Origin of the sequence: Micromonospora sp. NBRC 110009 (genome assembly GCF_030518795.1) — a bacterium.
GTDB lineage: Bacteria > Actinomycetota > Actinomycetes > Mycobacteriales > Micromonosporaceae > Micromonospora.
Genome location: NZ_CP130427.1, coordinates 5,040,756 through 5,065,249, shown reverse-complemented (window position 1 = coordinate 5,065,249; position 24,494 = coordinate 5,040,756). Strand labels below are relative to the sequence as shown.

Annotated in this window: 26 protein-coding genes; 17 read left to right on the top strand and 9 right to left on the bottom strand. The window is 71.5% G+C overall.

The window, feature by feature from the left end:
* Positions 1-20 precede the first annotated feature (20 nt).
* Positions 21-770 (bottom strand): helix-turn-helix domain-containing protein, encoded by a 750-nt coding sequence (locus Q2K19_RS24075; protein WP_302763943.1) that lies wholly within the window; start codon positions 768-770, stop codon positions 21-23.
* 193 nt (positions 771-963) lie between these two features.
* Here Q2K19_RS24075 and Q2K19_RS24070 point away from each other — a divergent pair, with 193 nt between their 5' ends.
* The 12 genes from Q2K19_RS24070 to Q2K19_RS24015 all read left to right on the top strand — a co-directional run bounded on the left by Q2K19_RS24070 (position 964) and on the right by Q2K19_RS24015 (position 9,959).
* Complete coding sequence (locus tag Q2K19_RS24070; RefSeq protein ID WP_302763940.1) at positions 964-1,293, top strand: hypothetical protein; 330 nt, start codon at positions 964-966, stop codon at positions 1,291-1,293.
* 119 nt (positions 1,294-1,412) lie between these two features.
* Positions 1,413-2,336 carry a hypothetical protein gene (locus Q2K19_RS24065; protein ID WP_302763939.1) on the top strand — a complete coding sequence of 308 codons (924 nt, stop codon included), beginning with the start codon at positions 1,413-1,415 and terminating at the stop codon, positions 2,334-2,336.
* Positions 2,337-2,445: 109 nt separating this feature from the next.
* Entirely contained in the window at positions 2,446-3,318 is an 873-nt protein-coding gene (locus Q2K19_RS24060; RefSeq protein WP_302763937.1) for an FtsK/SpoIIIE domain-containing protein, read from the top strand.
* Complete coding sequence (locus tag Q2K19_RS24055; protein ID WP_302763936.1) at positions 3,315-3,506, top strand: hypothetical protein; 192 nt, start codon at positions 3,315-3,317, stop codon at positions 3,504-3,506. The genes Q2K19_RS24060 and Q2K19_RS24055 overlap by 4 nt, the downstream gene beginning before the upstream one ends.
* An 89-nt stretch (positions 3,507-3,595) precedes the next feature.
* The gene (locus Q2K19_RS24050; protein WP_302763933.1) at positions 3,596-4,111 is read left to right on the top strand and encodes a DUF6197 family protein; all 516 of its coding nucleotides are present in this window, start codon (positions 3,596-3,598) and stop codon (positions 4,109-4,111) included.
* A complete protein-coding gene (locus Q2K19_RS24045; protein WP_302763931.1) occupies positions 4,108-4,530 on the top strand; it encodes a DUF6197 family protein in 423 nt (140 codons plus the stop codon). The genes Q2K19_RS24050 and Q2K19_RS24045 overlap by 4 nt, the downstream gene beginning before the upstream one ends.
* Positions 4,531-5,306: 776 nt before the next feature.
* The gene (locus Q2K19_RS24040; RefSeq protein WP_302772731.1) at positions 5,307-5,654 is read left to right on the top strand and encodes an RRQRL motif-containing zinc-binding protein; all 348 of its coding nucleotides are present in this window, start codon (positions 5,307-5,309) and stop codon (positions 5,652-5,654) included.
* Positions 5,651-5,932 carry a hypothetical protein gene (locus tag Q2K19_RS24035; RefSeq protein ID WP_302763930.1) on the top strand — a complete coding sequence of 94 codons (282 nt, stop codon included), beginning with the start codon at positions 5,651-5,653 and terminating at the stop codon, positions 5,930-5,932. The genes Q2K19_RS24040 and Q2K19_RS24035 overlap by 4 nt, the downstream gene beginning before the upstream one ends.
* Positions 5,929-6,825 (top strand): hypothetical protein, encoded by an 897-nt coding sequence (locus tag Q2K19_RS24030; RefSeq protein ID WP_302763929.1) that lies wholly within the window; start codon positions 5,929-5,931, stop codon positions 6,823-6,825. Before Q2K19_RS24035 ends, Q2K19_RS24030 begins: the two co-directional genes overlap by 4 nt.
* Entirely contained in the window at positions 6,822-8,405 is a 1,584-nt protein-coding gene (locus Q2K19_RS24025) for a replication initiator (RefSeq protein WP_302763928.1), read from the top strand. Before Q2K19_RS24030 ends, Q2K19_RS24025 begins: the two co-directional genes overlap by 4 nt.
* A gap of 134 nt (positions 8,406-8,539) precedes the next feature.
* On the top strand, positions 8,540-8,734 hold the full coding sequence (locus Q2K19_RS24020; RefSeq protein ID WP_302763926.1) for a helix-turn-helix domain-containing protein: 195 nt from the start codon (positions 8,540-8,542) through the stop codon (positions 8,732-8,734).
* A 1-nt stretch (position 8,735) separates the two neighbouring features.
* Positions 8,736-9,959 (top strand): tyrosine-type recombinase/integrase, encoded by a 1,224-nt coding sequence (locus Q2K19_RS24015; RefSeq protein ID WP_302763925.1) that lies wholly within the window; start codon positions 8,736-8,738, stop codon positions 9,957-9,959.
* A gap of 57 nt (positions 9,960-10,016) precedes the next feature.
* On the opposite strand, the gene metH is transcribed toward Q2K19_RS24015, so the two are convergent.
* Positions 10,017-13,532, bottom strand: a complete 3,516-nt coding sequence (gene metH, locus Q2K19_RS24010) for a methionine synthase (protein WP_302763923.1) — start codon at positions 13,530-13,532, stop codon at positions 10,017-10,019.
* A 261-nt stretch (positions 13,533-13,793) separates the two neighbouring features.
* Between metH and Q2K19_RS24005 the strand changes: the two genes are divergently transcribed.
* The gene (locus tag Q2K19_RS24005) at positions 13,794-14,663 is read left to right on the top strand and encodes a PAC2 family protein (RefSeq protein ID WP_302763921.1); all 870 of its coding nucleotides are present in this window, start codon (positions 13,794-13,796) and stop codon (positions 14,661-14,663) included.
* Positions 14,664-14,776: 113 nt separating this feature from the next.
* On the top strand, positions 14,777-15,568 hold the full coding sequence (locus tag Q2K19_RS24000) for a GntR family transcriptional regulator (protein ID WP_302763920.1): 792 nt from the start codon (positions 14,777-14,779) through the stop codon (positions 15,566-15,568).
* A 69-nt stretch (positions 15,569-15,637) separates the two neighbouring features.
* Here the strand turns inward: Q2K19_RS24000 and mshC are convergent, their stop codons facing one another.
* The 4 genes from mshC to Q2K19_RS23980 form a co-directional block, all read right to left on the bottom strand.
* A complete protein-coding gene (gene mshC / locus Q2K19_RS23995) occupies positions 15,638-16,876 on the bottom strand; it encodes a cysteine--1-D-myo-inosityl 2-amino-2-deoxy-alpha-D-glucopyranoside ligase (RefSeq protein ID WP_302763919.1) in 1,239 nt (412 codons plus the stop codon).
* Positions 16,877-16,943: 67 nt separating this feature from the next.
* Complete coding sequence (locus Q2K19_RS23990) at positions 16,944-17,762, bottom strand: SCO1664 family protein (protein ID WP_302763917.1); 819 nt, start codon at positions 17,760-17,762, stop codon at positions 16,944-16,946.
* Positions 17,759-18,337 carry a DUF3090 domain-containing protein gene (locus tag Q2K19_RS23985; RefSeq protein ID WP_302763914.1) on the bottom strand — a complete coding sequence of 193 codons (579 nt, stop codon included), beginning with the start codon at positions 18,335-18,337 and terminating at the stop codon, positions 17,759-17,761. Before Q2K19_RS23985 ends, Q2K19_RS23990 begins: the two co-directional genes overlap by 4 nt.
* 112 nt (positions 18,338-18,449) lie before the next feature.
* Positions 18,450-19,163, bottom strand: a complete 714-nt coding sequence (locus Q2K19_RS23980) for a histidine phosphatase family protein (protein ID WP_302763912.1) — start codon at positions 19,161-19,163, stop codon at positions 18,450-18,452.
* Between the two features lie 602 nt (positions 19,164-19,765).
* Between Q2K19_RS23980 and Q2K19_RS23975 the strand changes: the two genes are divergently transcribed.
* Positions 19,766-20,353 carry a hypothetical protein gene (locus tag Q2K19_RS23975; RefSeq protein WP_302763910.1) on the top strand — a complete coding sequence of 196 codons (588 nt, stop codon included), beginning with the start codon at positions 19,766-19,768 and terminating at the stop codon, positions 20,351-20,353.
* A 99-nt stretch (positions 20,354-20,452) separates the two neighbouring features.
* On the opposite strand, the gene Q2K19_RS23970 is transcribed toward Q2K19_RS23975, so the two are convergent.
* The gene (locus Q2K19_RS23970) at positions 20,453-21,289 is read right to left on the bottom strand and encodes an undecaprenyl-diphosphate phosphatase (protein WP_302763909.1); all 837 of its coding nucleotides are present in this window, start codon (positions 21,287-21,289) and stop codon (positions 20,453-20,455) included.
* Positions 21,286-22,338, bottom strand: a complete 1,053-nt coding sequence (locus tag Q2K19_RS23965) for an LLM class F420-dependent oxidoreductase (protein ID WP_302763908.1) — start codon at positions 22,336-22,338, stop codon at positions 21,286-21,288. The genes Q2K19_RS23970 and Q2K19_RS23965 overlap by 4 nt, the downstream gene beginning before the upstream one ends.
* 166 nt (positions 22,339-22,504) lie before the next feature.
* Here Q2K19_RS23965 and Q2K19_RS23960 point away from each other — a divergent pair, with 166 nt between their 5' ends.
* Together Q2K19_RS23960 and Q2K19_RS23955 are read left to right on the top strand one after the other, a co-directional pair.
* A complete protein-coding gene (locus Q2K19_RS23960; RefSeq protein WP_302763907.1) occupies positions 22,505-23,476 on the top strand; it encodes an aldo/keto reductase in 972 nt (323 codons plus the stop codon).
* A gap of 79 nt (positions 23,477-23,555) precedes the next feature.
* Complete coding sequence (locus Q2K19_RS23955; RefSeq protein WP_073838148.1) at positions 23,556-23,747, top strand: DUF5703 family protein; 192 nt, start codon at positions 23,556-23,558, stop codon at positions 23,745-23,747.
* A gap of 73 nt (positions 23,748-23,820) precedes the next feature.
* Here Q2K19_RS23955 and Q2K19_RS23950 read toward each other — a convergent pair whose 3' ends face one another.
* Entirely contained in the window at positions 23,821-24,480 is a 660-nt protein-coding gene (locus Q2K19_RS23950; RefSeq protein WP_302763904.1) for a hypothetical protein, read from the bottom strand.
* Positions 24,481-24,494: the final 14 nt, after the last annotated feature.

Genomic DNA, 24,494 nt, shown 5'->3' with positions numbered 1-24,494 from the left:
AGCCTCTCACCGCGGGCGGCTCAGTGTTCAGGCCAGACGGCCCGCTTCTTGCCGAGGACTCGGTTGAAGCTGGCGACGTAGCTGTCGAACAGGTCGCCGCCGCCGAGCCGGCGTAGGTGCAGTACGGGGGCGTAAGCGGCCGGCGTGCCGTAGAGGTGGGTGTTGACCAGCATCTCGTCGTCGAAGCGGTAGATGGAGTTGTAGAGGATCGTGTCGTGGTAGTAGATCCCGACGTTGTCGAGGTCCCGCAGGTCCTTGTAGAAGGCCAGGGCGTTCAGGATCTTGCTGGACATGGCGGGGCCGATGCCTTCGTCGTCCCCGCGGTCGGCGATGTTTTTGCCCTCCGGGTCGCCGAACAGCAGCTCGACCTGGGCGCCGGCTAACGCCTTTTCTCGCAGCGTCGGCACCCATCGGTGGTTGAACTCCGGCAGGAACAGCCCGCCGTAGACCAGCACGCCGACCTGCCGGGTGGCCTTCTCTAAGAGCTGCTGCCAGAGGTCGGTCGGGACTGCCCCACGGCGCGGGTAGATGTGGACGACCTCGGACTGGCTGACTTGCACGGCTCGCTGCGTCGGCAGAGCGTCCGGCCAGAGGTACGACTCACTCTCGTCCAGCAGTTCCGCGATGGAGTGGCGGTAGCGCGGGTACGGGTTCCGGTTCTGCGTGATCCACCGCTCGACGGTCTTCGGATCGACGCCGAGCTGGTCCGCGAGATTGGCCGGCGTCAGACCCTTCTTCAGCAAGCCGCTGCGCAGCCGATCGTTCGGCATCCTCGCTCCATCCTCGATCGGGGACGACTGAGAGGGACGACTCACCGTAGCAAGGACGTCCCTAGTCGTCCATAGCTCGTGGTGAACTCGTCACTACCGATCGACGCACCCTGATTCCACAAGAGCTGCCGTCCAGGGAGGACGTATCTGGCCCACCGATGTGGGCTCAGCTCACGAGATGAAGGAGTCAGTCATGGGACGTCTGCTGCTGGACACCTCGCGGGTGTCGTACGAGGTGTCGGTGAACCCGGTGCCGAAGCTGGACCAGAACGGCCAGCAGAAGTTCGACCGGGAGACGAAGAACCCGATGTGGACCGTGCACCTCTACGCCCTCTCGGAGGGGAGCGCGGAGGTCATCAACGTGACGGTAGTCAACCCGGTGATGCCGCCGGTGACCGTCCGTCAGCCGGTGCAGCCGGTCGACCTGGAGGCGCTGCCCTGGGTCAACGACCGGGACGGCAAGGTCCGTTCGGGTGTGGCGTTCCGGGCCACGGGCCTGACGCCGCTGGACACCGCCGCCTAGCGGCGGACGTGTCACCTGCTCCAACAGCGAAGTGGTGGACACGGGCTCGCCGTTGATTGGCGTCGTCTGCGAGCCCGCGTCCTGTCAACAACTCCGGTCCCACGTTGGGAGGACTTGTCGTGTCCAAGTCTAGCCAGAGGTCCCCGTTCGGCTGGTCGAACCGTGGGGGCACCGTCACCGTCATCGAAGCTCCGGTCGCCCGTTCCTACCGTCGTCGGGCCACCATCGCCTTCTGGGTCACTGTCGGCGTCGTCGGCCTCCTGGCCGCCACCGTCGCCTCGCACTACCTGCACCCCATCGTGGGCGCCCTGCTCGGCAGCCTCATCGGCGCCGCCTGCGGCGCGGCGGTGTTCGCACTGATCGTGGCCTGGCCGGTCCTGCGCGTCTTCTGGCACTGGCTGCCGGAGATCCTGCTCGGACTGGTCGCCGTCTACGGCTGGACCGCGCTGATGCAGTCCACTCCGTTGTGGGGGTCACTGCTCGTCGTCGCCCTGGTCGTCGGCCTGCCGGCCGCGATCGGCCCGGTCCGCCGCCGAGTCATGGCGTTCATCTGGTGCCTCGTGGTTCGGCACCGGCTGCGCCTGTGCTTCGCCGCGTTCATCGCCACGAACCGCTCCGGTTCGCTGCCGCTGATCCTGCCCGCGAAGCCGACCCCGGCCGGTGAGCGGGTGTGGGTGTGGCTGCGCCCCGGCCTGTCGCTCCGGGATCTGGAGCAGGACGGCCAGGTGCAGAAGCTCGCCGTGGCGTGCTGGGCCAACGAGGTCCGCGTCATGCGCGCCTCCCGCCGCTACGCGGCTCTGATCCGCCTGGACATCACTCGCCGCGAACCTCTCGCGGCAACGATCGTGTCCCCGCTGCCGGAACACGTCCCGACCGACGTGCCGGCCAACGCTCCCACTTCCTCGGGGATGCCGCCTGTCGGCCTCGACCTGCCCGACGTGCCGGACACCCTCACCGCCGAGACGCCTCGGCCGCGCCGCCCGCGCAACACCCCCGCCGCCGGCACCAGCCCGAACGGGTTCGACCCCTCCGACTACGCCTGACCACCGGGACGGCGCGGACCAAGCACCCCTGACGGGTCAAACGTCCGCGCCTCTCCCCTCCCCCGCCCTTGCTTGACACGTACGTGTCAACCGACCCCGGGAGCCCGCCATGGACCTCACGGACACCATCGAACTACCCGCCACCCCGGTCGACACGGTGCCGGTCGGCGCGGGCCTATCCATCTTCGACCCGGTGTTCCTCGGCATCGACGAGTTCGGCCAGGCCGTCTACCTGCCGATGATCTACCGGAACATCCTCATCGGCGGTGAGCCCGGCGCGGGCAAGTCCTCGCTACTGAACACGATCGTGGGCCACGCCGCCCTGTGCCCCGATGTGCGGCTGTGCCTGCTGGACGGCAAGCAGGTCGAGCTGGGGCTGTGGGAGGACGCCTGCGACGTGTTCGTCGGCCCCGACATCGACCACGCCATCCGCACCCTTCGCCGGGTGCAGACGGTCATGGACAACCGGTACGCCTTCCTCAAGGCCCGCCGCCGTCGAAAGATCGGCCGCGATGACGTGTTCGGTCAGATCCTCGTCGCCTGCGACGAGATCGCCTACTTCTCCGCCACCTCCGGAGACGAGAAGACGCAGAAGCTGTTCGCCGCGCTGCTGCGCGACATCGTCGCCCGGGGCCGCGCCGTCGGCATCATCGTCGCCGCCGCCACGCAGCGGCCGTCCTCGGACATTATCCCCACCAGCCTGCGGGACCTGTTCGCGTGGCGGTTCGCCGGCCGCTGCACCACCGACGTCTCCTCCGACATCGTGCTCGGGCACGGCTGGGCCGCCCGCGGCTACTCCTCCAACACCATCGACCCCAACAACCAGGGTGCCGGCTACCTCATCTCCGAAGGGGGCATCCCCAGCCTCGTCAAGGCCGCATACATGACCGACGCCGACATCATCCGGGTCGCTGACTACGCCGCCTGGACCCGCCGCCACACCCGCACCGACACCCCGACCGAAACCACGGTGGCGGCATGAGCACCCGGACAGCCGTCCCGACCCGGGTCCTGGACCTGGTGCTCGTCGGCACCGGCGAAGACATCGCCGCCCTCACGACCATCGCCCGCCACGCGGGCGTACTCGTCTTCCGCTCCGCACCCACCGCCGCCGGACCGCACGACAACCGGCAGCGGGTGTTCCTCCGGCTCCACCTGCACCACCGATAGAGGAACGGCCGACAGACCGGGACACGGCCCTAGGAAAGCTGCCCGATCTGCCGGCCACCAACCACCGCCCACGAAAGGACGTGGCCGCCATGAACCCTACCCAAAAACAGCCCCACCCCGGCGCGCTGGCCGACCTGACCCCGGCCGACATCCTGCGCTGCGCCGCCCGCTACCTCGAACTGCACGGCTGGACGCAAGGCGTCTACTACCGCGTCACCCACGACACCCCGTTCCCGCCCGCCTGCGCTGCCGGTGCCATCGGGATGGCCGCTCACGGCCGCTGCATCTGGCTTCCGCACAAGGTCAAGTCCAAGCCCGCCGCGCGCGACTACACCCGCGCTCTCGACGCCCTCTCCGACTTCCTCGACCTGAACGAGCCGCAGCCTCGGGAGACCGAGGACGACGACCCGACCTGTCCCCTGTCCTGGAACGACCGGCCCGGTCAGAGCGCCGAGCAGGTCATCGCGACCCTCCGGGCCGCCGCCGACAGCTACGACTGGGACCACGCCACCGAGGACGAGCTCGAAACCTACGCCGAGCACGCGTACGGCAACGAGCAGCTCCCGACCCGTGACGGCTTCCTCGCCTGGCTCGGTGCCCGATGAGCACCGTCGCCGCCCTGCCAACCGGCAACGTCCACGCCGTTCTCGACCACGCCGCCCTCTACCTGGGCCGCTACGGCTGGACCCCGAACAGCCTCTACGACATCCACGACGGGTGCACTGCGAAGTGCGCCTGCCACAGCACCGGCACTTATCCCGCGTCGATCCTCGGCGCGATCCGAGCCGCCGTGTTCGGCCAGCCCCGCTGGTACCTCACCGGCGTCACCGACGCCGACCGGCACACCTACAGCGCCGCCGTCGAGTGGTTCAACACCTACCTCATCGCCGTCGGCCACGCCGGACTCCACGCCCCGGTCTTCGCCTGGGAAACCCTGCCCGGCCGCACGGCCGGCGACGTCATCGAGGCGCTGTGCGCCGCCGCCATCGCCTACCGCAAGCACACCATCCGGAGGGCCGCATGAGCACCGCCGCCCACACCCCCGACGTGACACGTACGTGTCAAGACGACATCTCGACCGCCGCACTGCTCCGCACCCTGGAAGCCGCCTGGGCGGCCATCCGTCACCAGCACCCCGAGGTTCCGGCGGCCGTCCTGGTTGTCGGCTCCGGCTCCCCCACCAAGCCCACCCAGGGCATGAAGTGGGGCCACTTCGCCGCCCTGCGCTGGCAGCACGGCGACACCCAGCTCCCCGAAATCCTCATCTCCGGCGAGGGCCTGTCCCGCGAACCCGAAGCCGTGTTCACCACCCTGCTACACGAGGCCACCCACGCCCTGGCCGACGTCCGCGGCGTTCAGGACACCTCCCGCCAGGGCCGCTGGCACAACAAGCGCTTCGCCACCCTCGCCGGCGAACTCGGCATGTCCACCACCAAGGACGACAAGCTCGGCTACTCCCCCTGCACCCTCACCGACATCACCCGCGCCCGCTACCGGGCCGTCATCACCGACCTGACCGACGCGCTGCGCTTCTACCGCCACCCCGAACCCACCGGGGAGGGCAAGCAGCGCACGAACAACAACAACGGCGTGGCCTGCGAGTGCGAGTGCCCCCGCAAGCTGCGCATCTCCACCACGGCCTTCGAGGAAGGGCCGATCGTCTGCGCCGTGTGCTCGGCCGCGTTCCTGCCTGAGGACATCGACCGCGACACCTACGACCACCCCACCTTCACCACCGGCGCCTCTGCCGGCGACGACGACCACGACCAGGACGACGCCGACCGGGAGGACGACGACCCGATGGTGTTCTACGACCCGACCGGCGAGCGCTACGGCCTGCCGACCTACCCGTTCAAGCTCGCCCCCGACGGGCTGCTCACCCGCCGCCAGCTCCGCGCCCGGCAGCTGCGCCCCGGCGGCCAGGACCCCGCCGCGCAACTGATGTGGCGGCGCGGCAAGCGCGTCGCCTACCTCTACCGCCTCGACCTCGCCCGACCCAAGCGCACCGCCACCGCCGCCCAGCGCGCGGCCATCGACAAGGCGCTCACCGCACGGCGCACCTGCCCCGACTGCGGCCAGGTCAAGCCCTACTACATCCCCCGCCGCGCCGGCGCATGCCTCGACTGCACCTCAGGAGGTGCCCGATGACGGACTCACCTGTGAACGTCGCCGCCCAGGAGCGCATGACTCCCGATGACTACGCCGTCACCGCCATCGCCGGTGACTTCGCCGAGCGCGGCCCGCTCGCCTTCGAATCGTTCCTGTCCGGCTACTACGCCGAGTCCATCCGCATCATCCACGACGCCCACCTCACCGACTGCACCTCTGGTCACGGCGACCCCTGCGCCACCTGCGAGGCAATCCGCGCCGGACTCACCGGCATACACGCCGAGCAACACGTCACCTACCCCAAGGCGGCGTCATGACCACCACGAAGAAGAACGGCCGCGTCTACGCCTACATCGGCGCGTTCTCCGGCGGCGCTGTCTCCGTCGCCGCCAACATCGCCCACTCGTTCATCGCCCCGAAGAACGCTCCGGCCGACTGGACCCCGGAGCCGGGAGCGGTGGTCTCCGCGGTCGTGTGGCCGCTGTTCCTATTCATCGCCATCGAGATCCTTGCTCGCACACCCTGGCCGACGGGCTGGGGCTGGAACGTGCTGCGGTGGGTCGGGCTGCCGCCCGTCGCCCTGGTCGCCGCGTTCGTGTCCTACCGGCACCTGTCCGGACTGCTCGACCACTACAACGAGGAAACCCTCGTCGTCTGGTTCGGTCCCCTCGCCGTGGATGGCCTGATGCTCATGGCCACCTCCGCGCTCCTCGCCACCGGAAACCGCACCTCCCGGCCCACCGAACTCGTCCCGGCACCTGCGCCGGCCACCACCGCCGAGGCCCCGTCACCCGACATCCCCGCCTCGCCGCTGGTCCGCCCGGCCGCCGCGACCCCGGCCACCAACCCCGCACCCGACACCGACCCGGAACCCGCCAACGAACCGATCACCCTGCCCGCCTCTGGCGAGGGCACCGACACCCCGACGACGGTCGAGCCCACCCCGGACACCACCGGCACCGACACGACCCCGGCACCTGTGGCTCCGCAACCGGCAACCGGCGGTCTGCCGCCCGCGCTGCTGTCCAACGCCCGGCTCGTCGCCGCCGCGCACGCCAAGGCCCACGGGGAGCCGATCAACCCGGGTCAGCTCGCCGTCCGGCTGCGCGTGCCCACTCACACGGCCGCCGACCTCCTGACGGCCCTCACCACCGAACCGACCATCAACGACCACCAGCACAACGGCACTGCCGTGGGAGCCACCGCGTGACCTCCTCGACGCTGCCTCTCGCACCCGGGACCACCACGGTCCCGGGTACGGGAGCCTCCGCCGACGCCGGTTACTGGCCCTGGGCTGCACCCACCTCCACCCGCCCCGCCGACGACGGCTGGGTACGCGGGCACGACCCCCGCACCGTCGCCTCCGGCCGCGCCCGCGCTCAGGACCCCGACTACCCGGACTGGCTCGGCCACGTCCGCGCCGCTTCGGCGTGCAAGCACCCCATCCGCCTCGCCGGGCAGATCCACGTCAACGACCGCGACGGCAACCGCATGGTCACCATCGACACCGAGGACATGCCCGACGGCGCCATCTACACCCCGTGCGGCAACCGCCGCGTCGCCGTCTGCCCGTCCTGCGCCGAGGTCTACCGCCGCGACACCTACCACCTCATCAAGGCAGGGCTCCAAGGCGACCGGTGGGGACTGCCGCCGCTGCACGAGCACATCGCCATCTTCCTCACCGCCACCGCCCCGTCCTTCGGGCCGGTGCACCACCGGGTCGTCAAGGTCCACGCCGCGGACTGCCGCCGCAAGGACGGCTGCACCTGCCGTGCCTCCGTCTGCCACCCGTTCGGCCGCACCTGCCCCCACGGCGTCGACCTGCGGTGCGGTGGCCGGCACAAGGCCGGTGACGGGCAGCTCGGGCAGCCGCTGTGCCTGGACTGCTACGACCACACCGCCCAAGTCGTCTGGAACCACGAAGCACCAGAACTGTGGCGCCGCACCATCCAGCAGGTCGACCGCGAACTACGCCGCCTCGGCCGCGCCCACGGCGTCGAGCTGCGCCGCCGCTACATCAAGGTCTACGAGTTCCAGGTACGCGGCGTCATCCACTACCACGCCCTGATCCGCCTCGACGGCGAGAACCCGGACTGCCCCGGCGCGATCGTCCCGCCGCCTCGGCAGATCACCCGCGACATGTTCGCTGACGCCGTGGAAGCCGCCTTCGTCAAGACGGCCTACACCTCCGCCCCGCACCCAGCCAACAACGGGCAGGGCTGGCACATCGCGTGGGGCGACAAGGGCCTGGACATCAAGCACGTCAACGCCCCCGGCGGTGAAGTCAACCTCGCCCAGATCACCGGCTACCTCGCCAAGTACGTCACCAAGAGCACCGAAGTCACCGGCCTGAACCTGCGCCGCGTCGACGACCTCTCCGTCGACGTCCACGGCGATCCCCGCACCCACCTCGGGCGGCTCATCCGCGCCTGCTGGGACCTCGGCGAGCACCCCGACTACACCCGGCTGCGCCGATGGGCGCACCAGTTCGGCTACGGCGGCCACATCACCACCAAGAGCCGCGCCTTCTCCGCCACCCTCGGCTTCATCCGCTTCCAGCGCACCATCTGGCGACGCACCGAAGGCCACCCCCACACCTGGGACGACGAACAAGCCGAGCAGGTCATCTACGAACTCGGTTACCACGCCACCGGCTGGATCACCACCGGCGACGCCCTCCTGGCCAACACCGCCGCCGCCATGGCCCGCGCCCGACACCTCGCCGGACTCGACGCCCTGGCCGACGAGCTGGCCCAACAGCGCACCACCACCCGATCCCTGGCCGCTTGACACGTACGTGTCAACGACCTCGGAACCCGTCCTTTGACAACTCCACAGCGACACATCGCCTTCGGCCCACGCCCGAACGACGTGCCGACATGCCCTCCTGATCCACCTACCGCTACCGCCCGAAAGGAGCCTTGATGAACGCATCTACCGCCCCCGAACCGCTGTGGGAAATCGAAGACGTATCCGCCTACCTGCGCGTCCCCGTCCAGACGCTCTACCAGTGGCGCAAGCGCAAGTACGGACCGCCCGCCGCCCGCGTCGGCCGCCACCTCCGCTACGACCCCGACGCGGTGCGCGCCTGGTTTGCCGACCAGTCCACGGCGGCCTGACATGGCCCACATCGTCGACCGCTGGTACCGCACCGTCGTCGGCCCTGATGGCAAGTCCCGCCAGGAACCGAAACCTGAATGCGGGCAGGGAATGCGCTACCGCGTCCGCTACACCTCGCCAGACGGCAAAGAGAAGTCACAGTCGTTCCCCGACAAGAAGAAGCGGGAAGCGCAAGCGTTCCTCGCCCGCGTCCAGGCCGACATCCTCAAGGGCACCTACGTCGACCCGGACGCCGGGCGCATCACCTTCAAGCGCTACGCCGACGACTGGCTCGCCGCCGCAACCACCGACGAGCTGACCCGGGACCGGCTCGAATACGAGTTCCGGCTCCACGTCTACCCCGCCTTCGGGGACCAGGCACTCACCGCCATCCAACCCGCCACCATCCGCGCCTGGGCACACCAGCTGCAAACGAAGGGCCTGGCGGCCAGCTACCGCCGGGTCCTGTTCAACGACGTCTCCATGATCTTCAACGCGGCCGTCGATGACCGGAAGGTGGTCAGCAACCCGTTCGCGGTCAAGACGATCCGGCCACCGAAGTACCAAGCGCCCAAGGTCGTCCCGTGGCCCAACGACCTACGCGCCCGCTTCCGCGCCGCCCTGGCCGACCGCTACCGGGTCACCGTCGACCTGGGCGCCGGCTGCGGCCTGCGCCAGGGTGAGATCTTCGGCGTCAGCCCGGACGACATCGACCCGGCCCGGCCCGTCCTGCACGTGACGCGTCAGGTCAAGCTCGTGCGCGGGCGCCTGATCTTCGCGCTACCCAAGGGCGGCAAGGTCCGCGACGTCCCACTGCCGGAATCGGTGTCACGCCGCCTGACTGAGCACGCCAAGCGGTACCCGCCGGTCGACGTCACCCTTCCGTGGGGTTCCTCGACCGGCGAGCCGCGGACCGTGACGCTCTACCTGACGACCCCGGCCGGAACAGCGCTGGACCGGACGGCCTTCAACCGGGGCGTCTGGAAGCGGGCCATCCGCGCCACCGGCGTCCCCGACAACCGGCACAACGGCATGCACGTGCTCCGGCACACCTACGCCTCGGTCCTGCTCGACGCCGGCGAAAGCGTGAAGGCGCTCTCGGCCTACCTCGGGCACTCCGACCCCGGCTTCACCCTCCGGATCTACACCCACCTGCTGCCGGCCAGCGAGGACCGCACCCGCCGCGCGATCGACCACGCCTTCGCCGACGACCCGCAGAGCCTAGACGGCCTGGAAACGGCATGATCATGGGAATCAGGGCCGTTCCGGCTGCTCCACCGCAGGTCAGAGCGCTTGCGGCGATCACTTGGCGTTGAAGTAGTTCGCCTCCGGGTGGTGCACCACGATCGCGTCCGTCGCCTGCTCCGGCACCAGCTGGAACTCCTCCGACAGCTGCACCCCGATTCGCTCCGCGCCGAGCAGCTCCACGATCTTCGCCCGGTCCTCCAGGTCCGGGCAGGCCGGGTAGCCGAACGCGTACCGGCAGCCCCGGTAGTCGGTGCGCAGCAGGCCGGCCAGGTCCGCCGGGTCGTCGTCGGCGAGCGTACGCCCGCCGGGCAGCGTCAGCTCGGTCCGGATCCGCCGGTGCCAGTGCTCCGCCAGCGCCTCGGTGAGCTGCACCGACAGGCCGTGCACCTCCAGGTAGTCGCGGTACTCGTTGCCGGCGAACATCTTCGCCGTGTACTCGCTGATCGGCTGGCCGACGGTGACCAACTGCAACGCCACCACGTCCAGCTCGTCGCCCTTCGGCCGGAAGAAGTCGGCCAGGCAGAGCCGCCGCTCCTGCCGCTGCCGCGGGAAGGAGAACCGGGCCCGCTCGCGGTGCCCGTTCTCGTCCAGCACCACCAGGTCGTTGCCCTCGGCGTACGCCGGGAAGTAGCCGTACACGACGGCCGCCTCGAGGACCTTGTCGGCGATCAGCCGGTCCAGCCAGTAGCGCAGCCGGGGCCGCCCCTCGGTCTCCACCAGCTCCTCGTACGACGGTCCCTTGCCACCGCGGGCGCCGCGCAGCCCCCACTGGCCGAGGAAGGTGGCCCGCTCGTCGAGCAGCGCCGCGTAGTCGGCCAGCGGCACCCCCTTCACCACGCGGGTGCCGAAGAACGGCGGGGTGGGCACCTCCACGTCCCGCGCCACGTCGGAGCGGACCGATGCGTCGTCCAGCTCGGGCAGCGCCTCGCGGACCGTCGCCCGCTGCCGCTCCCGCCGCTCCCGGCGGGCCGCCAGGGCGGCCTCCCGCTGCGGGTCGACCACCGGCGCCCCGCCCCGCTTGGCCGTCATCACCCGGTCCATCAGGGACAGCCCCTCGAACGCGTCCCGGGCGTAGTGCACCTGCCCGGGGAACATCGAGCGCAGGTCGTCCTCCACGTACGCCCGGGTGAGCGCCGCCCCGCCGAGCAGGACCGGCCAGCGCTCCGCGATGCCGCGCGAGGCCATCTCGGCCAGGTTCTCCTTCATGATGACCGTGCTCTTGACCAGCAGGCCGGACATGCCGATCGCGTCCGCCCGGTGCTCCTCGGCGGCGTCCAGGATCGCGTTGATCGGCTGCTTGATGCCGATGTTGACGACCTCGTAGCCGTTGTTGGACAGGATGATGTCGACCAGGTTCTTGCCGATGTCGTGCACGTCGCCCTTGACGGTGGCGAGCACGATGCGCCCCTTGCCGTCGTCGTCCGTCTTCTCCATGTGCGGCTCCAGGTAGGCCACCGCGGTCTTCATCACCTCGGCGGACTGGAGCACGAACGGCAGCTGCATCTGGCCGGAGCCGAACAGCTCGCCGACCACCTTCATGCCGTCGAGCAGCAGGTCGTTGATGATCGACAGCGGGGCGTGCCCCTCCGCCATCGCGGTGTCCAGATCGGCCTCCAGGCCGTTGCGCTCGCCGTCGATGATCCTGCGCTTGAGCCGCTCGTCCAGCGGCAGCGCGGCCAGTTCCTCGGCCCGGGTGGCCCGCGCCGACGCGGCGTCGACCCCCTCGAAGATCTCGATGAACCGCTGCACCGGGTCGTAGCCCTCGCGGCGGCGGTCGTAGACCAGGTCGAGGGCGGCCTCGCGCTGCGCGTCGGGAATCTTCGACATCGGCAGGATCTTGCTGGCGTGCACGATCGCCGAGGTCAGGCCGGCCTGCGCGCACTCGTGCAGGAACACCGAGTTGAGCACCTGGCGGGCCGCCGGGTTGAGACCGAACGACACGTTGGAGATGCCGAGGGTGAAATTGACCCCCGGGTAGCGAGCCGCGATCTCCCGGATCGCCTCGATGGTCTCGATGCCGTCGCGGCGGGTCTCCTCCTGCCCGGTGGCGATCGGGAAGGTCAGCGCGTCGATGAGGATGTCCTCCCGGCGCAGCCCCCACCGGCCGGTCAGGTCCTCGATCAGTCGGACCGCGACGCGTACCTTCCAGTCCCGGGTGCGGGCCTGGCCCTCCTCGTCGATGAGCAGGGCGACCACGGCGGCGCCGTGTTCCCGGACCACCGGCATGACCCGGGCGTAGCGGGACTCCGGGCCGTCGCCGTCCTCGAAGTTCACCGAGTTGACCACGCAGCGCCCGCCGAGCATCTCCAGCCCGGCCTCGACCACCGCCGGCTCCGTCGAGTCCAGCATGATCGGCAGAGTGGACGCGGTGGCGAACCGGCCGGCCAGCTCGCGCATGTCCGTGGTGCCGTCCCGGCCGACGTAGTCGACACAGAGGTCCAGCAGGTGCGAGCCGTCCCGGGCCTGGCCGCGGGCGATCTCCACGCAGGCCTGCCAGTCGGCGGCGAGCATCGCCTCGCGGAACGCCTTGGAACCGTTGGCGTTGGTCCGCTCCCCCACCATCAGGATGCTGGCGTCCTGGGCGAACGGCACGTGGTGGTAGATCGACGAGACGCCCGCCTCCGGCTTCGCCTCCCGGACCACCGGCCGCGCCCCGCGCAGCCGCTCGACCAGCACCCGGATGTGCTCCGGGGTGGTGCCGCAGCAGCCGCCGACCAGGGCCACGCCGTACTCGGTGACGAACTGCTCCAGGGCGTCGGCCAGCTCCACCGGCGTGAGCGGGAAGTATGCCCCGTCGGCGGTGAGCACGGGCAGGCCGGCGTTCGGCATCACCGAGAGCGGGATGCGCGACTGTCGGGACAGGTAGCGCAGGTGCTCGCCCATCTCGGCCGGGCCGGTGGAGCAGTTGAGGCCGATCAGGTCGACGCCGAGCGGCTCGATCGCGGTCAGCGCCGCGCCGATCTCGCTGCCCAGCAGCATGGTGCCGGTGGTCTCCACGGCGACCTGGCAGATGATCGGGACGTCCCGCCCCAGCTCGGCCCGCGCCCGCTTCGCGCCGACCACCGCCGCCTTGACCTGGAGCAGGTCCTGGCAGGTCTCGATGATCAGCGCGTCCGCGCCGCCGGCGATCAGGCCGGCGGCGTTCTCCTGGTACGCGTCGCGCAGCGAGGCGTACGGGGCGTGGCCGAGGGTCGGCAGCTTGGTGCCCGGACCCATCGAGCCGAGCACGAACCGTGGCTGCTCCGGCGTCGCGTACGCGTCGGCGGCCTCCCGGGCCAGCCGCGCCCCCGCCTCGGAGAGCGCCCGGATCCGGTCCGCGATGCCGTACTCGGCGAGGTTGGGCAGGTTGGCGCCGAAGGTGTTCGTCTCCACGCAGTCCGCGCCGGCGGCCAGGTACGCCTCGTGCACGCCCCGGACGACGTCCGGGCGAGTGAGGTTGAGGATCTCGTTGCAGCCCTCGAGTCCGTCGAAGTCGTCCAGGGTCAGGTCGGCCGCCTGGAGCATCGTCCCCATCGCCCCGTCGGCGATGAGGATCCGTTCTGCCAGCACATCGAGCAACGAAGTCCGCACAGAGCCAGGTTAGTGCGGCAATTCGGAACCCGGTCGGGGCACACACCGCTTCCCACATACTGTCAGCGGGATCACCGCGTCCTGTTCATCCGTTCTGTCCGGCCGGTCGGCGCACCCGACCGGCGCGGCCGACGGGCCGCATCCCGCGCCGCCACGTAGGCTGGCGGACGTGAAGGACATCAGGGACGCGACCGTGCACGGCGGGCGGACGTCCGGGCGGGGACCCGGGGCCGCTCCCGACGAGCAGGGTGAGGTGACGGCGTGACCGAGTTCGACGGGCTGCCGGTGCTGCGGTCCCCGGTCGCCATCGCGGCCTTCGAAGGCTGGAACGACGCGGCGGACGCCTCCACCGCGGCGGTGGAGCACCTCGAGCAGGTCTGGCAGGCCCGGCAGGTGACCGAGCTGGACCCGGAGGACTTCTACGACTTCCAGGTGAGCCGGCCGACCATCACCATGGCCGACGGCGAGACCCGTCGGGTGGAGTGGCCGACCACGCGTTTCATGGTGGCCAGCCCGGAGGGCACCGACCGGGACGTGGTGCTGATCCGCGGCATCGAGCCGAGCATGCGCTGGCGGACCTTCTGCGAGCAGGTCCTGGAGCTCTGCCACAGCCTGGAGGTCGAGCGGGTGGTGCTGCTCGGCGCGCTGCTGGCGGACGTGCCGTACACCCGGCCGCTGCCGATCAGCGGCAGCGCGTCGGACGCCGACGCGGCCAAGCGCTACCAGCTCACCCCGACCCGCTACGACGGCCCGACCGGCATCGTCGGCGTGCTGCACGACGCCTGCACCCGGGCCGAGGTGGACGCGGTGTCGTTCTGGGTGCACGTGCCGCACTACGCCAACAACCCGCCCTGCCCCAAGGCCACGCTCGCGCTGCTGCACCGGGTCGAGGAGGTGCTCGACCTGCCGGTGCCGATGGCCGACCTGGCCGAGGAGGCCGCCGAGTGGGAGCAGCGGGTGCGCAGCGCCGCCGAGCAGGACGCCGAGCTGGGCGAGTACGTCCGCGAGCTGGAGGAACGGGTCGGCGACGCCGGCATCACCCCGCTCACCGGTGACGAGATCGCGCAGGAGTTCGAGAAGTACCTGCGCCGCCGGGGCGGCTCCGCCGGCCCGACCGCCGGCTCCTGGTAGTTCCTCTCCACAAGAATCCGGGTCCTTCCGAGGGCCCGGATTCGTCGTGTCGGGGTGACGAGGTCACCCCCTCTACGACATCCTAGGAACCTAGCTGTCGTGAGGAGGCGGGCATGCAGATCAATCCCGGCGCGGCCGAATTCCCGCACCGGCAGATCGCCGCTCAGCTCAAGGCCCAGGTCCGCCGCGGCGACTGGGCCCCCGGCGAGCGGTTGCCGTCCATCCCGGCCATCGCCGAGATGTTCGGCGTGGCGAAGCAGACCGTGCAGCGCGCCGTCGACCAGCTGCGGGTCGAGGGCGTCCTGATCACCAAGCCCGGCTCCGGTACGTACGTCCGGGGCACCCGGCGCCGCCTCAACCGCCTGTCCCGGGGCCGCTACGGCGGCTTCCGCGGCTACCACACCGATCTGGCCGCCCGGTACAAGCAGCAGCTCGTCTCCGTCGGCCGGTCCCCCGCCCCGCCCGAGGTCGCCGACGCCTTCGGGGTCGCCGACGGCACCGAGCTGCTCTGCCGGCGCCACCTGGTCCGCACCGACGAGTCCCCGGTCGAGGTCGGCGCCTCCTGGTTCCTGCCGGCCGACACCGCCGGCACCTCCCTGGAGCGAGCCGAGGCCTTCGGGCGCCCGCTGTACCAGGAGGCCGAGGAGGCCACCGGCCGGCGCTACGTCACCGCCGCCGACACGATCAGCGCCCGGCAGCCCAGCCGGGAGGAGGCGGAGACGTTGCAGATCCGCCCCGACACCCCGGTGCTGCACCTGCTGCACGTCGCGTACGACGAGCGGCGCAAGCCGATCGAAGTCGCCCAGGCCACCTGGCCCGGCCCGATGACCACCCTCACCGAGGAGTACCGGATCCCCGCCCCGGCCGAGCAGCCCGACCCGGACCCCGGCCTCGTCCTCGGCTGACACCCCACCGGGCGTGAGCGTGGAGAGGGACTTCCCCTCTCCACCGCACGCGTTGAGCGGGGGCCTTCCCTACAGGCGGATGCCGAGGAGCGCGTCGACGGTGTCGGCGAAGAGCCCCGGCGCCGCCGCGTCGTCGGCCACCCCGGCCAGCGCCCGCGCCGCCCAGTCGTCGGCCACCGCCAGGGCGCCGGGGGTGTCGAGGTCGTCGGCGAGCAGGGCGCGTACCGCGGCCAGGAACGCCGGCCCGGACGGACCGGCCGGCACGGCGGCGGCCCGCCGCCAGCGGGCCAGCCGCTCCTGGGCGGCCGTGAGCAGCTCGTCGGTCCACGAGCGGTCGGCACGGTAGTGCCCGCTCAGCAGGGCCAGCCGCACCGCCATCGGGTCCACCCGGTCCGCGCGCAGCCGGGAGACGAAGACCAGGTTGCCCTTGGACTTCGACATCTTCTCGCCGTCCAGGCCGATCATGCCGGCGTGCACGTAGTGGTCGGCGAACGGGGCCTGGCCGGTGAGCCGCTCGGCGTGCGCCGCCGAACACTCGTGGTGCGGGAAGAGCAGGTCGTTGCCGCCGCCCTGCACGGCGATCCGGTCACCGAGGAGGTTCAGCGCGATCACCGCGCACTCGATGTGCCAGCCGGGCCGGCCGGCGCCCAGCTCACCGCCCGGCCAGGACGGCTCGCCCTCCCGGGCACCCCGCCACAGCAGCGGGTCCAGCGGGTCCCGCTTGCCGGCCCGATCCGGGTCGCCGCCGCGCTCCGGGAAGATCTCCAGCATCTCCTCGCGGGACAGGTTCGACTCGTAGCCGAACTCCGGGGCGGCGCTGATGTCGAAGTAGACGTCGCCGGTGCCGTCGTCGAGCCGGTACGCGGCGCCGTCCTTGAGCAGCACGAGCACCTTCTCGGCGATGTCCGGGATCGACTCCACCGCGCCGACGTAGTGCGCCGGCGGGATGATCCGCAGCGCCTCCATGTCCTCCCGGAACAGCGCGGTCTCCCGCATCGCCAGGACCTTCCAGTCCTCGCCGTCGCGCTCGGCCCGCTCCAGCAGCGGGTCGTCGATGTCGGTGACGTTCTGCACGTAGCGCACGGTCAGGCCGGCGTCCCGCCACATCCGCTGCACCAGGTCGAACGTGATCATGGTGGCGGCGTGGCCCAGGTGGGTGGCGTCGTACGGGGTGATGCCGCAGACGTACATGGCGGCGTCCCCGTCGGGCCGGCTGGGGTGGCGACCTTGCCGTGCCGAGTCGTACAACCGCAGTGGCTCGCCCCTGCCCGGCAGCCGTGGCACCTCGTGTCCCGCCCAAGACTCCATGACCGTCAGCCTAACGATCTGTCAGGCGCCCGGGTGCCGGGCCACGGGTGATCAACGCGACAACGGCTCAGATCGGCGGCCAGGGCATGGCCGGCCAGTCCTCCGGGGGCAGCGGGAAGCGGCCGGTCCCCCGCAGCCGGTCCACCCGCGCCGCCAGCTCGGCGACCTCGCTGATCGTCAGGTGCTCGGCGAGCTCGTCACCGAGGGCGCCGGCGAGCTGGCCGGCCAGCCCGTCGAGCACCCCCACCGCGTCCGGCGGCAGCTCCCGGCCGGCCCAGCCCCAGAGGACCGTCCGCAGCTTCTCCTCGACGTGGAAGCAGACGCCGTGGTCGACCCCGTAGATCCGGTCGTCCGGGCCCACGAGCACATGGCCGCCCTTGCGGTCGGCGTTGTTGATCACCGCATCGAGGACGGCGAGGCGGGCCAGCCGCGGGTCGTCGGCGTGCGCGAGCGCGTACGCGGCCCCGTCGTCGTCGCGGGCCGTGGCCACCGGGAACCAGCGCGGCGGCACCGCCTCGGCCGGCACGAACCCGACCAGTGGCTCGGCGTCCTCCGGCTCGTCGATCCAGAGCTGGCAGGAACCCGGGCCGAACGGGCCGTCCCGCAGCACCGTCGGCGGCACCAGCTCCCAGCCGGTGGCCCGGGCGACCAGGTACGCCGCGACCTCCCGGCCGGCGAGCGTGCCGTCCGGGAAGTCCCAGAGCGGACGCTCCCCACGTACCGGCTTGTAGACGCAGCGGGCCGTCATCCCGTCGAGGGTGAGGATGCCGCGCAGGGTCGTGTTGGAGGCGTCGACCAGCCGCCCCTCCAGGGCCAACTCACCGTCGCTGAGCAGTCGCAGCGCGGCGGCACCGTGCTGTCGGGGCTGCAGCTCCGACGAGGTCACCGGTGATAACCGTTGTGCCGCGGGCAGAGGTGACCCGCCGGGTCCAACGGCTGGCCGCAGAGCGGGCAGGGCGGACGGCCGGCGTTGACCACCCGGCGGGCCCGCTCGATGAACGCACGGGTCGCCTCGGGGGTCAGCCGGACGCGGAGCCGGTCCAGGTCGTCGTCCGGCTCGTCCGGGTCCTCGTCCTCGTCGTCGTCGGCCTCGCCCAGCGCGACCTCGACCTCCGCCTCCCCGACGGCGATCGCCTCGATCACCACGGTGGCGGTGTCCACGTCGAAGGCCAGGCCCAGCGTGCCGACCCGGAACTCCTCGTCGACCGGCGTGTCCAGCGGGTCGTTGTCGCCGACCGCGGCCGGCAGCTCCGGCAGGTCGACGCCGAACCGGCGCTGCGCCTCGGAGAGCAGCTCCTCCAGCTTCTCCGCCAGCAGGGTCACCTGGACCTTCTCCAGCGCGACGCTGACCAGCCGGCCACCGCCGCGCGCCTGCAGGAAGAACGTACGCTCCCCCGGCGGGCCGACGGTTCCGGCGACGAACCGCTCGGGCGGCTCGAAGGCGTGCACCTGGTGGGTCATACCCACGACCCTATCCGGAGGGTGGGAGCGTCGCGCAGCGCACCGACTGCGAATCCGCCCAGGGCGAAACGCCAGGACCCACCCGGGCCGTCGCCGGGCGTGGCGGAGCCGCTCACCGGGCCGCCCCCGCGCCGCCGCCCACCGCCGCGTCCGAGTCCGTCGCCCGCACCGCCCGCCGGCGCCGCTTGCGCGGCGGCGGCACCAGGCCGGCCAGGTCACCGCCGGTGTCGTTCAGCCGGACCAGGAACGGCCGCAGCGGCGTGTAACGGATCGCCGTGACCGACGCCGGGTCCGCCACGATCCGCTGGAAAAGATCCAGATGTACGCCGAGCGCGTCGGCCACGATGGCCTTGATCACATCGCCGTGGCTGCAGGCCAGCCAGACCGCCTCCGGCCCGTGCTCGGCGCTCACCCGCGCGTCCCAGGCACGCACCGCCGCGACCGCCCGCGCCGCCATCGCCGCCATCGACTCCCCCTCCGGGAAGATGGCCGCGCTCGGGTGCTGCTGGACCACCGGCCAGAGCGGCTCCTTCGCCAGCTTCTTCAGCGGCTGCCCCTCCCAGGCGCCGTAGCCGCACTCGATCAGCCCCTCCTCCACCACCGGCTCGGCCTCGGGCAGGGCCAGCTCCAGGGTCTGCCGGCAGCGGATCAGCGGGCTGGTCACCACCGCCGCCAGCGGGAGCCCCTTCAGCCGCTCGCCGACCGCCGTGGCCTGGGTCCGACCGGTCTCGTCCAGCTCGACCGGTTGCCGGCCGGCCAGTCCGCCGTCGGCGTTCGCGGTGGTCCGGCCGTGTCGCAGAAGCAGAAGGGTCGCCACCCTGACCACCCTAGGTCCTTGCATTTCCCGCTGCGTGCCTTGCCTGGTTGCGGTTGTTGGGGCCGGCGCCGTGCGGCCTGCGCGGTCTGCGCCTGAGGTACGCCGGATGTCTGGTTCCAGGTCTTCCGGCGGCGGGCCCACGACGCTGCCGCCCTGCTCCGCACGGAGCGCGGGCTGTTTTGTCCGGTTGTGGGCTGGCCGGGATGTGCTGGGTGGAACGTCATGGCTGTCTCCGGGCTCCGGTGACCTCCTTGGTGTTCCACTGACCGTGCCGGGGCCTGCGCCGCCTGGCCCGTGACGGGGTGGTGTGTCCGGTTTCCGGGTGTGACCGGTGGCATCCCGGGGCCGGAATCGTGGGTGGGCGGGGGTCGTTGAACACGGGTGAACGACCGAGGAAGACGCGCCGCCGAGGCGGGTGCGTGGCCGCCGGAATGATGGTGGGCCGCCGGTCGTTACACATGGTCCCGGCGCCGCGAAGAGGCGTTCCCCCGATGCCCCGCGGGCCTGCCGGTCGAAGACTTTCCCCTTGTTTGAGCGCCTGACGGTGCTTGCGTCTGCTGCCTGACCCCCCTTTTGGGCGTGGACGCCAAACCCCCGAATGGAGCTTTGTCATGAACTCGATGCTGCGTAAGAGCGTGCTGGGTGTTGCTGGTCTGGCTTTCACCGGTGGTGTGTTCGCCGGTCCGATCGCCGCTCACGCCGACACCCCGACCAGCCAGGTGAAGCCGGTCGCGGTCGTGCAGGCCGACAAGCCGGATATGGGCAAGCTGATTCCGCATGGTGTGCAGGGCGCCCAGTCGCGCATCGACCTCTCCGATGAGCAGGTCGGTAATGCGAAGGCGATCATTGCGGCGACGAAGAAGGCGGGTCTGCCGGAGCGGGCCGCGGTGATCTCGATCGCCACGAGCCTGCAGGAGTCGAAGCTGGAGAACCTGGGCCACCTCGGCGACGCCAACGACCACGACTCGCTGGGCCTGTTCCAGCAGCGCCCCTCCAGCGGTTGGGGTACGCCGGAGCAGATCACCAACCCCGAGTACTCGACCCTGGCCTTCGAGAAGGGCCTGAAGCAGGTCGACGGGTGGCAGGACATGCCGCTGACCCAGGCCGCCCAGACCGTGCAGGTCTCGGCCTACCCGGACGCCTACGCCCAGTGGGAGCAGCAGGCCGCCGACCTCGTCGCCCAGCACTGGAACAGCTGACAACCACACAAGCGCACCAAGCCGCTGGCCGGCACCCGAACACGGGTGCCGGCCAGCGGCGTCTTCATCTCGACCGGCCGGAGCCGGTCACCCGGAGAATCAGGTGGCGCTGATCGTCCCGGTGAGGAGCAGGCAGAGGACCAGGGAGCCGAGCGCCACCCGGTAGAGGACGAACAGGTACAGGGTGTGGTGCGCGACGTAGCGCAACAGCCAGGCGATGGCCGCGTACCCGATGGCGAAGGCGATCGCCGTGGCGACGACCATCTGCGCCCCGCTGGGCGCGGCGGTGCCCGGCGCGGACGGCTCGAAGACGTCCGGGATGCTGAACACGCCGGAGATCACCACGGCGGGGATGGCCAGCAGGAACGAGTAGCGCGCCGCCGTCTCCCGGGTGAGGTTGAGCAGCAGGCCGGCGGTGAGCGTGCCGCCGGAGCGGGAGACGCCCGGGATCAGCGCCATGGCCTGGGCGAAGCCCATGATGACGCCGTCGCGCATCCGGAAGTTCTCCAGCGTGCGGGTCTGCCGCCCCCAGTACTCGGCGAAGGCCAGCACCATCGCGAAGAAGATCAGCGTGAAGGAGATCAGCCACAGGTTCCGGCCGGCGGTGCGGATCTGGTCCTTGAACAGCAGCCCGAAGAGCCCGATCGGGATCGTGCCGATGATGACGTACCAGCCCATTCGGTAGTCGAGGCTGGCGCGGACCGAGCGGTCCACCAGGCCGAGGAACCAGGTCCGGACGATCCGCCAGATGTCCTTGAAGAAGTAGATGAGCACCGCCGCCTCGGTGCCGAGCTGGGTCACCGCGGTGAACGACGCCCCGGCGTCCCGGCCGAAGAAGATCGCCGAGGTGATCCGCAGGTGTCCAGAGGACGAGACCGGCAGGAACTCCGTGAGCCCCTGGACGATGCCCAGGACGATGGCCTCGACCCAGGTCATTCGCCGACTCCGGCGAGCTCCAGCGCCTCGGCGACGGTACGCAGCGTCTGCACGCCGCTCTCCCGGTCGGCCACGAACAGGGTCACCGAGAGGGTGGTCACGCCGGCGGCGGCGTAGTCCCGCATCCGCTCGGCGATGCGCTCCTTCGGGCCGAGCAGGGAGGTGCGGTCGATGAACTCCATCGGCACGGCTGCGGCGGCGTCGCGCTGCCGCTTGGCGAGGTAGAGGTCCTGCACCTCGCGGGCGGCGTCGCCGTAGCCCATCCGGGTGGCGAGCTGGTTGTAGAAGTTCTGCTGCCGGCTGCCCATCCCGCCGACGTAGAGGGCGGCGTACCAGCGGACCAGCTCGGCGCAGGAGGCGATGTCGTCGCCGACCACCACCGGCACGGACGGGACCACGTCGAAGCCGGCCAGCTCCTTGCCGGCCTTGGCCCGCCCGGCCCCGACGGAGGCGAGCTGCTCCTCGGCGAACTCGGGGGCGTAGAAGACGGCGAGCCAGCCGTCGGCGATCTCCCCGGCCAGCTCCAGGTTCTTCGGGCCGACCGCGGCCAGGTAGATCGGGATGTGCTCGCGCGGCGGGTGGAAGCCGAGCCGCAGCGCCTTGCCCGGCCCGTCCGGCAGCGGCAGCGTGTAGTGCTCGCCGTCGTACGCGACCTCCTTGCGGGCGACCGCCAGCTTCACGATGTCGACGTACTCCCGGGTCCGGGCCAGCGGCTTGGCGAAGCGGACGCCGTGCCAGCCCTCGGAGACCTGCGGGCCGGAGACTCCCAGGCCGAGCCGGAACCGGCCGCCGGAGAGCGCGTCGATGGTCGCCGCCGTCATCGCGGTCATCGCCGGGGTACGGGCGGGGATCTGCATCACCGCGGCGCCCACGTCGATCCGCTCGGTCTGGCCGGCCATCCAGGCCAGCATGCTCGGCGAGTCGGAGCCGTAGGCCTCCGCCGCCCACACCACCGAGTAGCCGAGCCGGTCCGCCTCCTGTGCCAGGGCGAGGTGGTCGGCGGGCGTGCTCCACGCCGTCTGGTATCCGAGGCTGAGTCCGAGTCGCACTGGTCCTCCCACCATCCGCACGACAGGTCGCATCAGGTTACGCAATGCGGGTGGGGCGGCCGATCACCGGTCACCCCGAAAAGGTCACACCCGGGCGGAAGGTTGAGCAGGAACTTGACTCCGGGCGAGGATATCCGTGACGCCGGGTTCGAAATAAGGTTCACCCATGCAACAGCGACCGCTCGGCCGAAGCGGGCTGGCGGTTTCGCGGCTCGCGCTCGGCACCATGACCTGGGGAAGGGACACCGATGCCGACGACGCGGCCGCCCAGCTGAAGAGCTACCTCGACGCGGGCGGCAACCTCGTCGACACCGCCGACGTGTACGCCGACGGTGACGCCGAGTCGGTGATCGGCTCGCTGCTGGGCAGCCTGGTCCCCCGGGACGACCTGCTCATCGCCACCAAGGCGGGGCTGCGGCCGGGCAGCGGTCGCCGCCGGGACGGCTCCCGCGGGCACCTGCTGCGCACGCTGGACGCGTCGCTGCGCCGGCTCGGCACCGACCACGTCGACCTCTGGCAGGTGCACGGGTACGACCCGGACACCCCGCTCGAGGAGACCCTGGCCGCCCTGGACCACGCGGTGTCCAGCGGGAAGGCCCGGTACGTGGGGGTGTCGAACTTCTCCGGCTGGCAGACCGCCCGCGCCGCCGCCTGGCAGGCCGCCTGGCCGGGGCGGGCCCCGGTGGTCGCCGCCCAGGTCGAGTACTCGCTGCTGGAGCGGGGCGTGGAGCGCGAGGTGCTGCCCGCCTGCGCGGCGATGGGGCTGGGGGTGCTGCCCTGGTCGCCGCTGGGTCGCGGGGTGCTCACCGGCAAGTACCGGCACGGCCGGCCGGCCGACTCCCGCGCCGCCTCGCCGCACTTCGAGCGCTTCGTCGCCACCTACCTGGAGCCGCGCTGCTCCAGCATCGTGGAGGCGGTGGCCACCGCCGCGGGTGGGCTGGGCGTGTCGCCGCTGGAGGTGGCGCTGGCCTGGATCCGGGACCGGCCCGGGGTGACCGCGCCGATCCTCGGCGCCCGGACCGTGGGGCAGCTGCTCGGCGCCCTGCAGGTGGAGCGGATGACCCTGCCGGACGAGATCGTCACTGCGCTGGACGACGTCTCGGCCGTGCCGGTCGGCTACCCGGAACGGGACGGCTGAGCCCGCCGCCGGCCACGGCGCGACGTGGCTCACCGTCAGGGGGTGGCGGTCGGCGATCGGGCTGGGCAGCATAGGGGGCATGGACTACGAATACGCGCCGCTGCGGTTGCCCGCGAATGTCGACCGGTTGACCGCCGCGGCGCAGCTGGCGATCCAGGCGGAGTTCTCCGGATGGGAACTGGCCCGGGTGCGGCTGTACCGGGACGGGACGCGGCAGGTGATGCTGCGCCGTCGCCGGGTCAACCAGCCGCAGCCGGGCCTGTCGTACTGAGGGCGGCGCCAGCCGTACCCGTGCCGGCGCCCGGGGCCCGCACCCTGCGGTCAGGCCCCGGAGCCGTCACGGCCTAGTGGGCGTGGTCGTGGTCGTGCTCCTCGTCGAGGTCGAGGAACGGGTGCTCGTCGAGCCGGCCGACCAGCCGGTCCTCGGCGGCCGGCTGGAACGGGCCGACCGGGTCGTCGTCGTCGAACGACTCCAGGTCGACCGGGGTGCCGACCTCGCTGACCATGACCACGCCGTCGAGCGGCTCCAGCTCGGGCACGTCCAGCGCGCCGAGCGAGCCGTCGCCGCTCTGCAGCAGCTCCAGCACCGCCTCGCCGACCCCCTCGACCGGGGCCGGCTCATCCTCCTCCGGGGTGCCCTCGCGGCGGGCCGCCTCGGCCACCCGGATCAGCGCGGAGACGCTCGGCACCCGGTAGTCGCGGCGCTGGCGCACCGAGATGACCCGCGGGTGCGGGTCGGTGGCCTCCACGCCCTCCGCGGCGCCGAAGCGCTCGTCGGCCTCGTCCGGGTCGATCGACTCCACGTCCCACGGGGTCACCTCGCCGAACGCGTCGAGCAGCTGCTCGTCGTACGCGAAGGAGGCGTTGTTCAACGCGACGTACGCCTGCCAGACGTTGTCGTCGTCGATCCGCCCCTGGGCGGCGCGAACGGCGGCCAGGTGGGCGCGGGCCGCGTCGATCACGCGCTCCAGGGCGGCGTCCAGCTCACCGTGCTGGTCGGTCATAGGTGGCAGTCCCT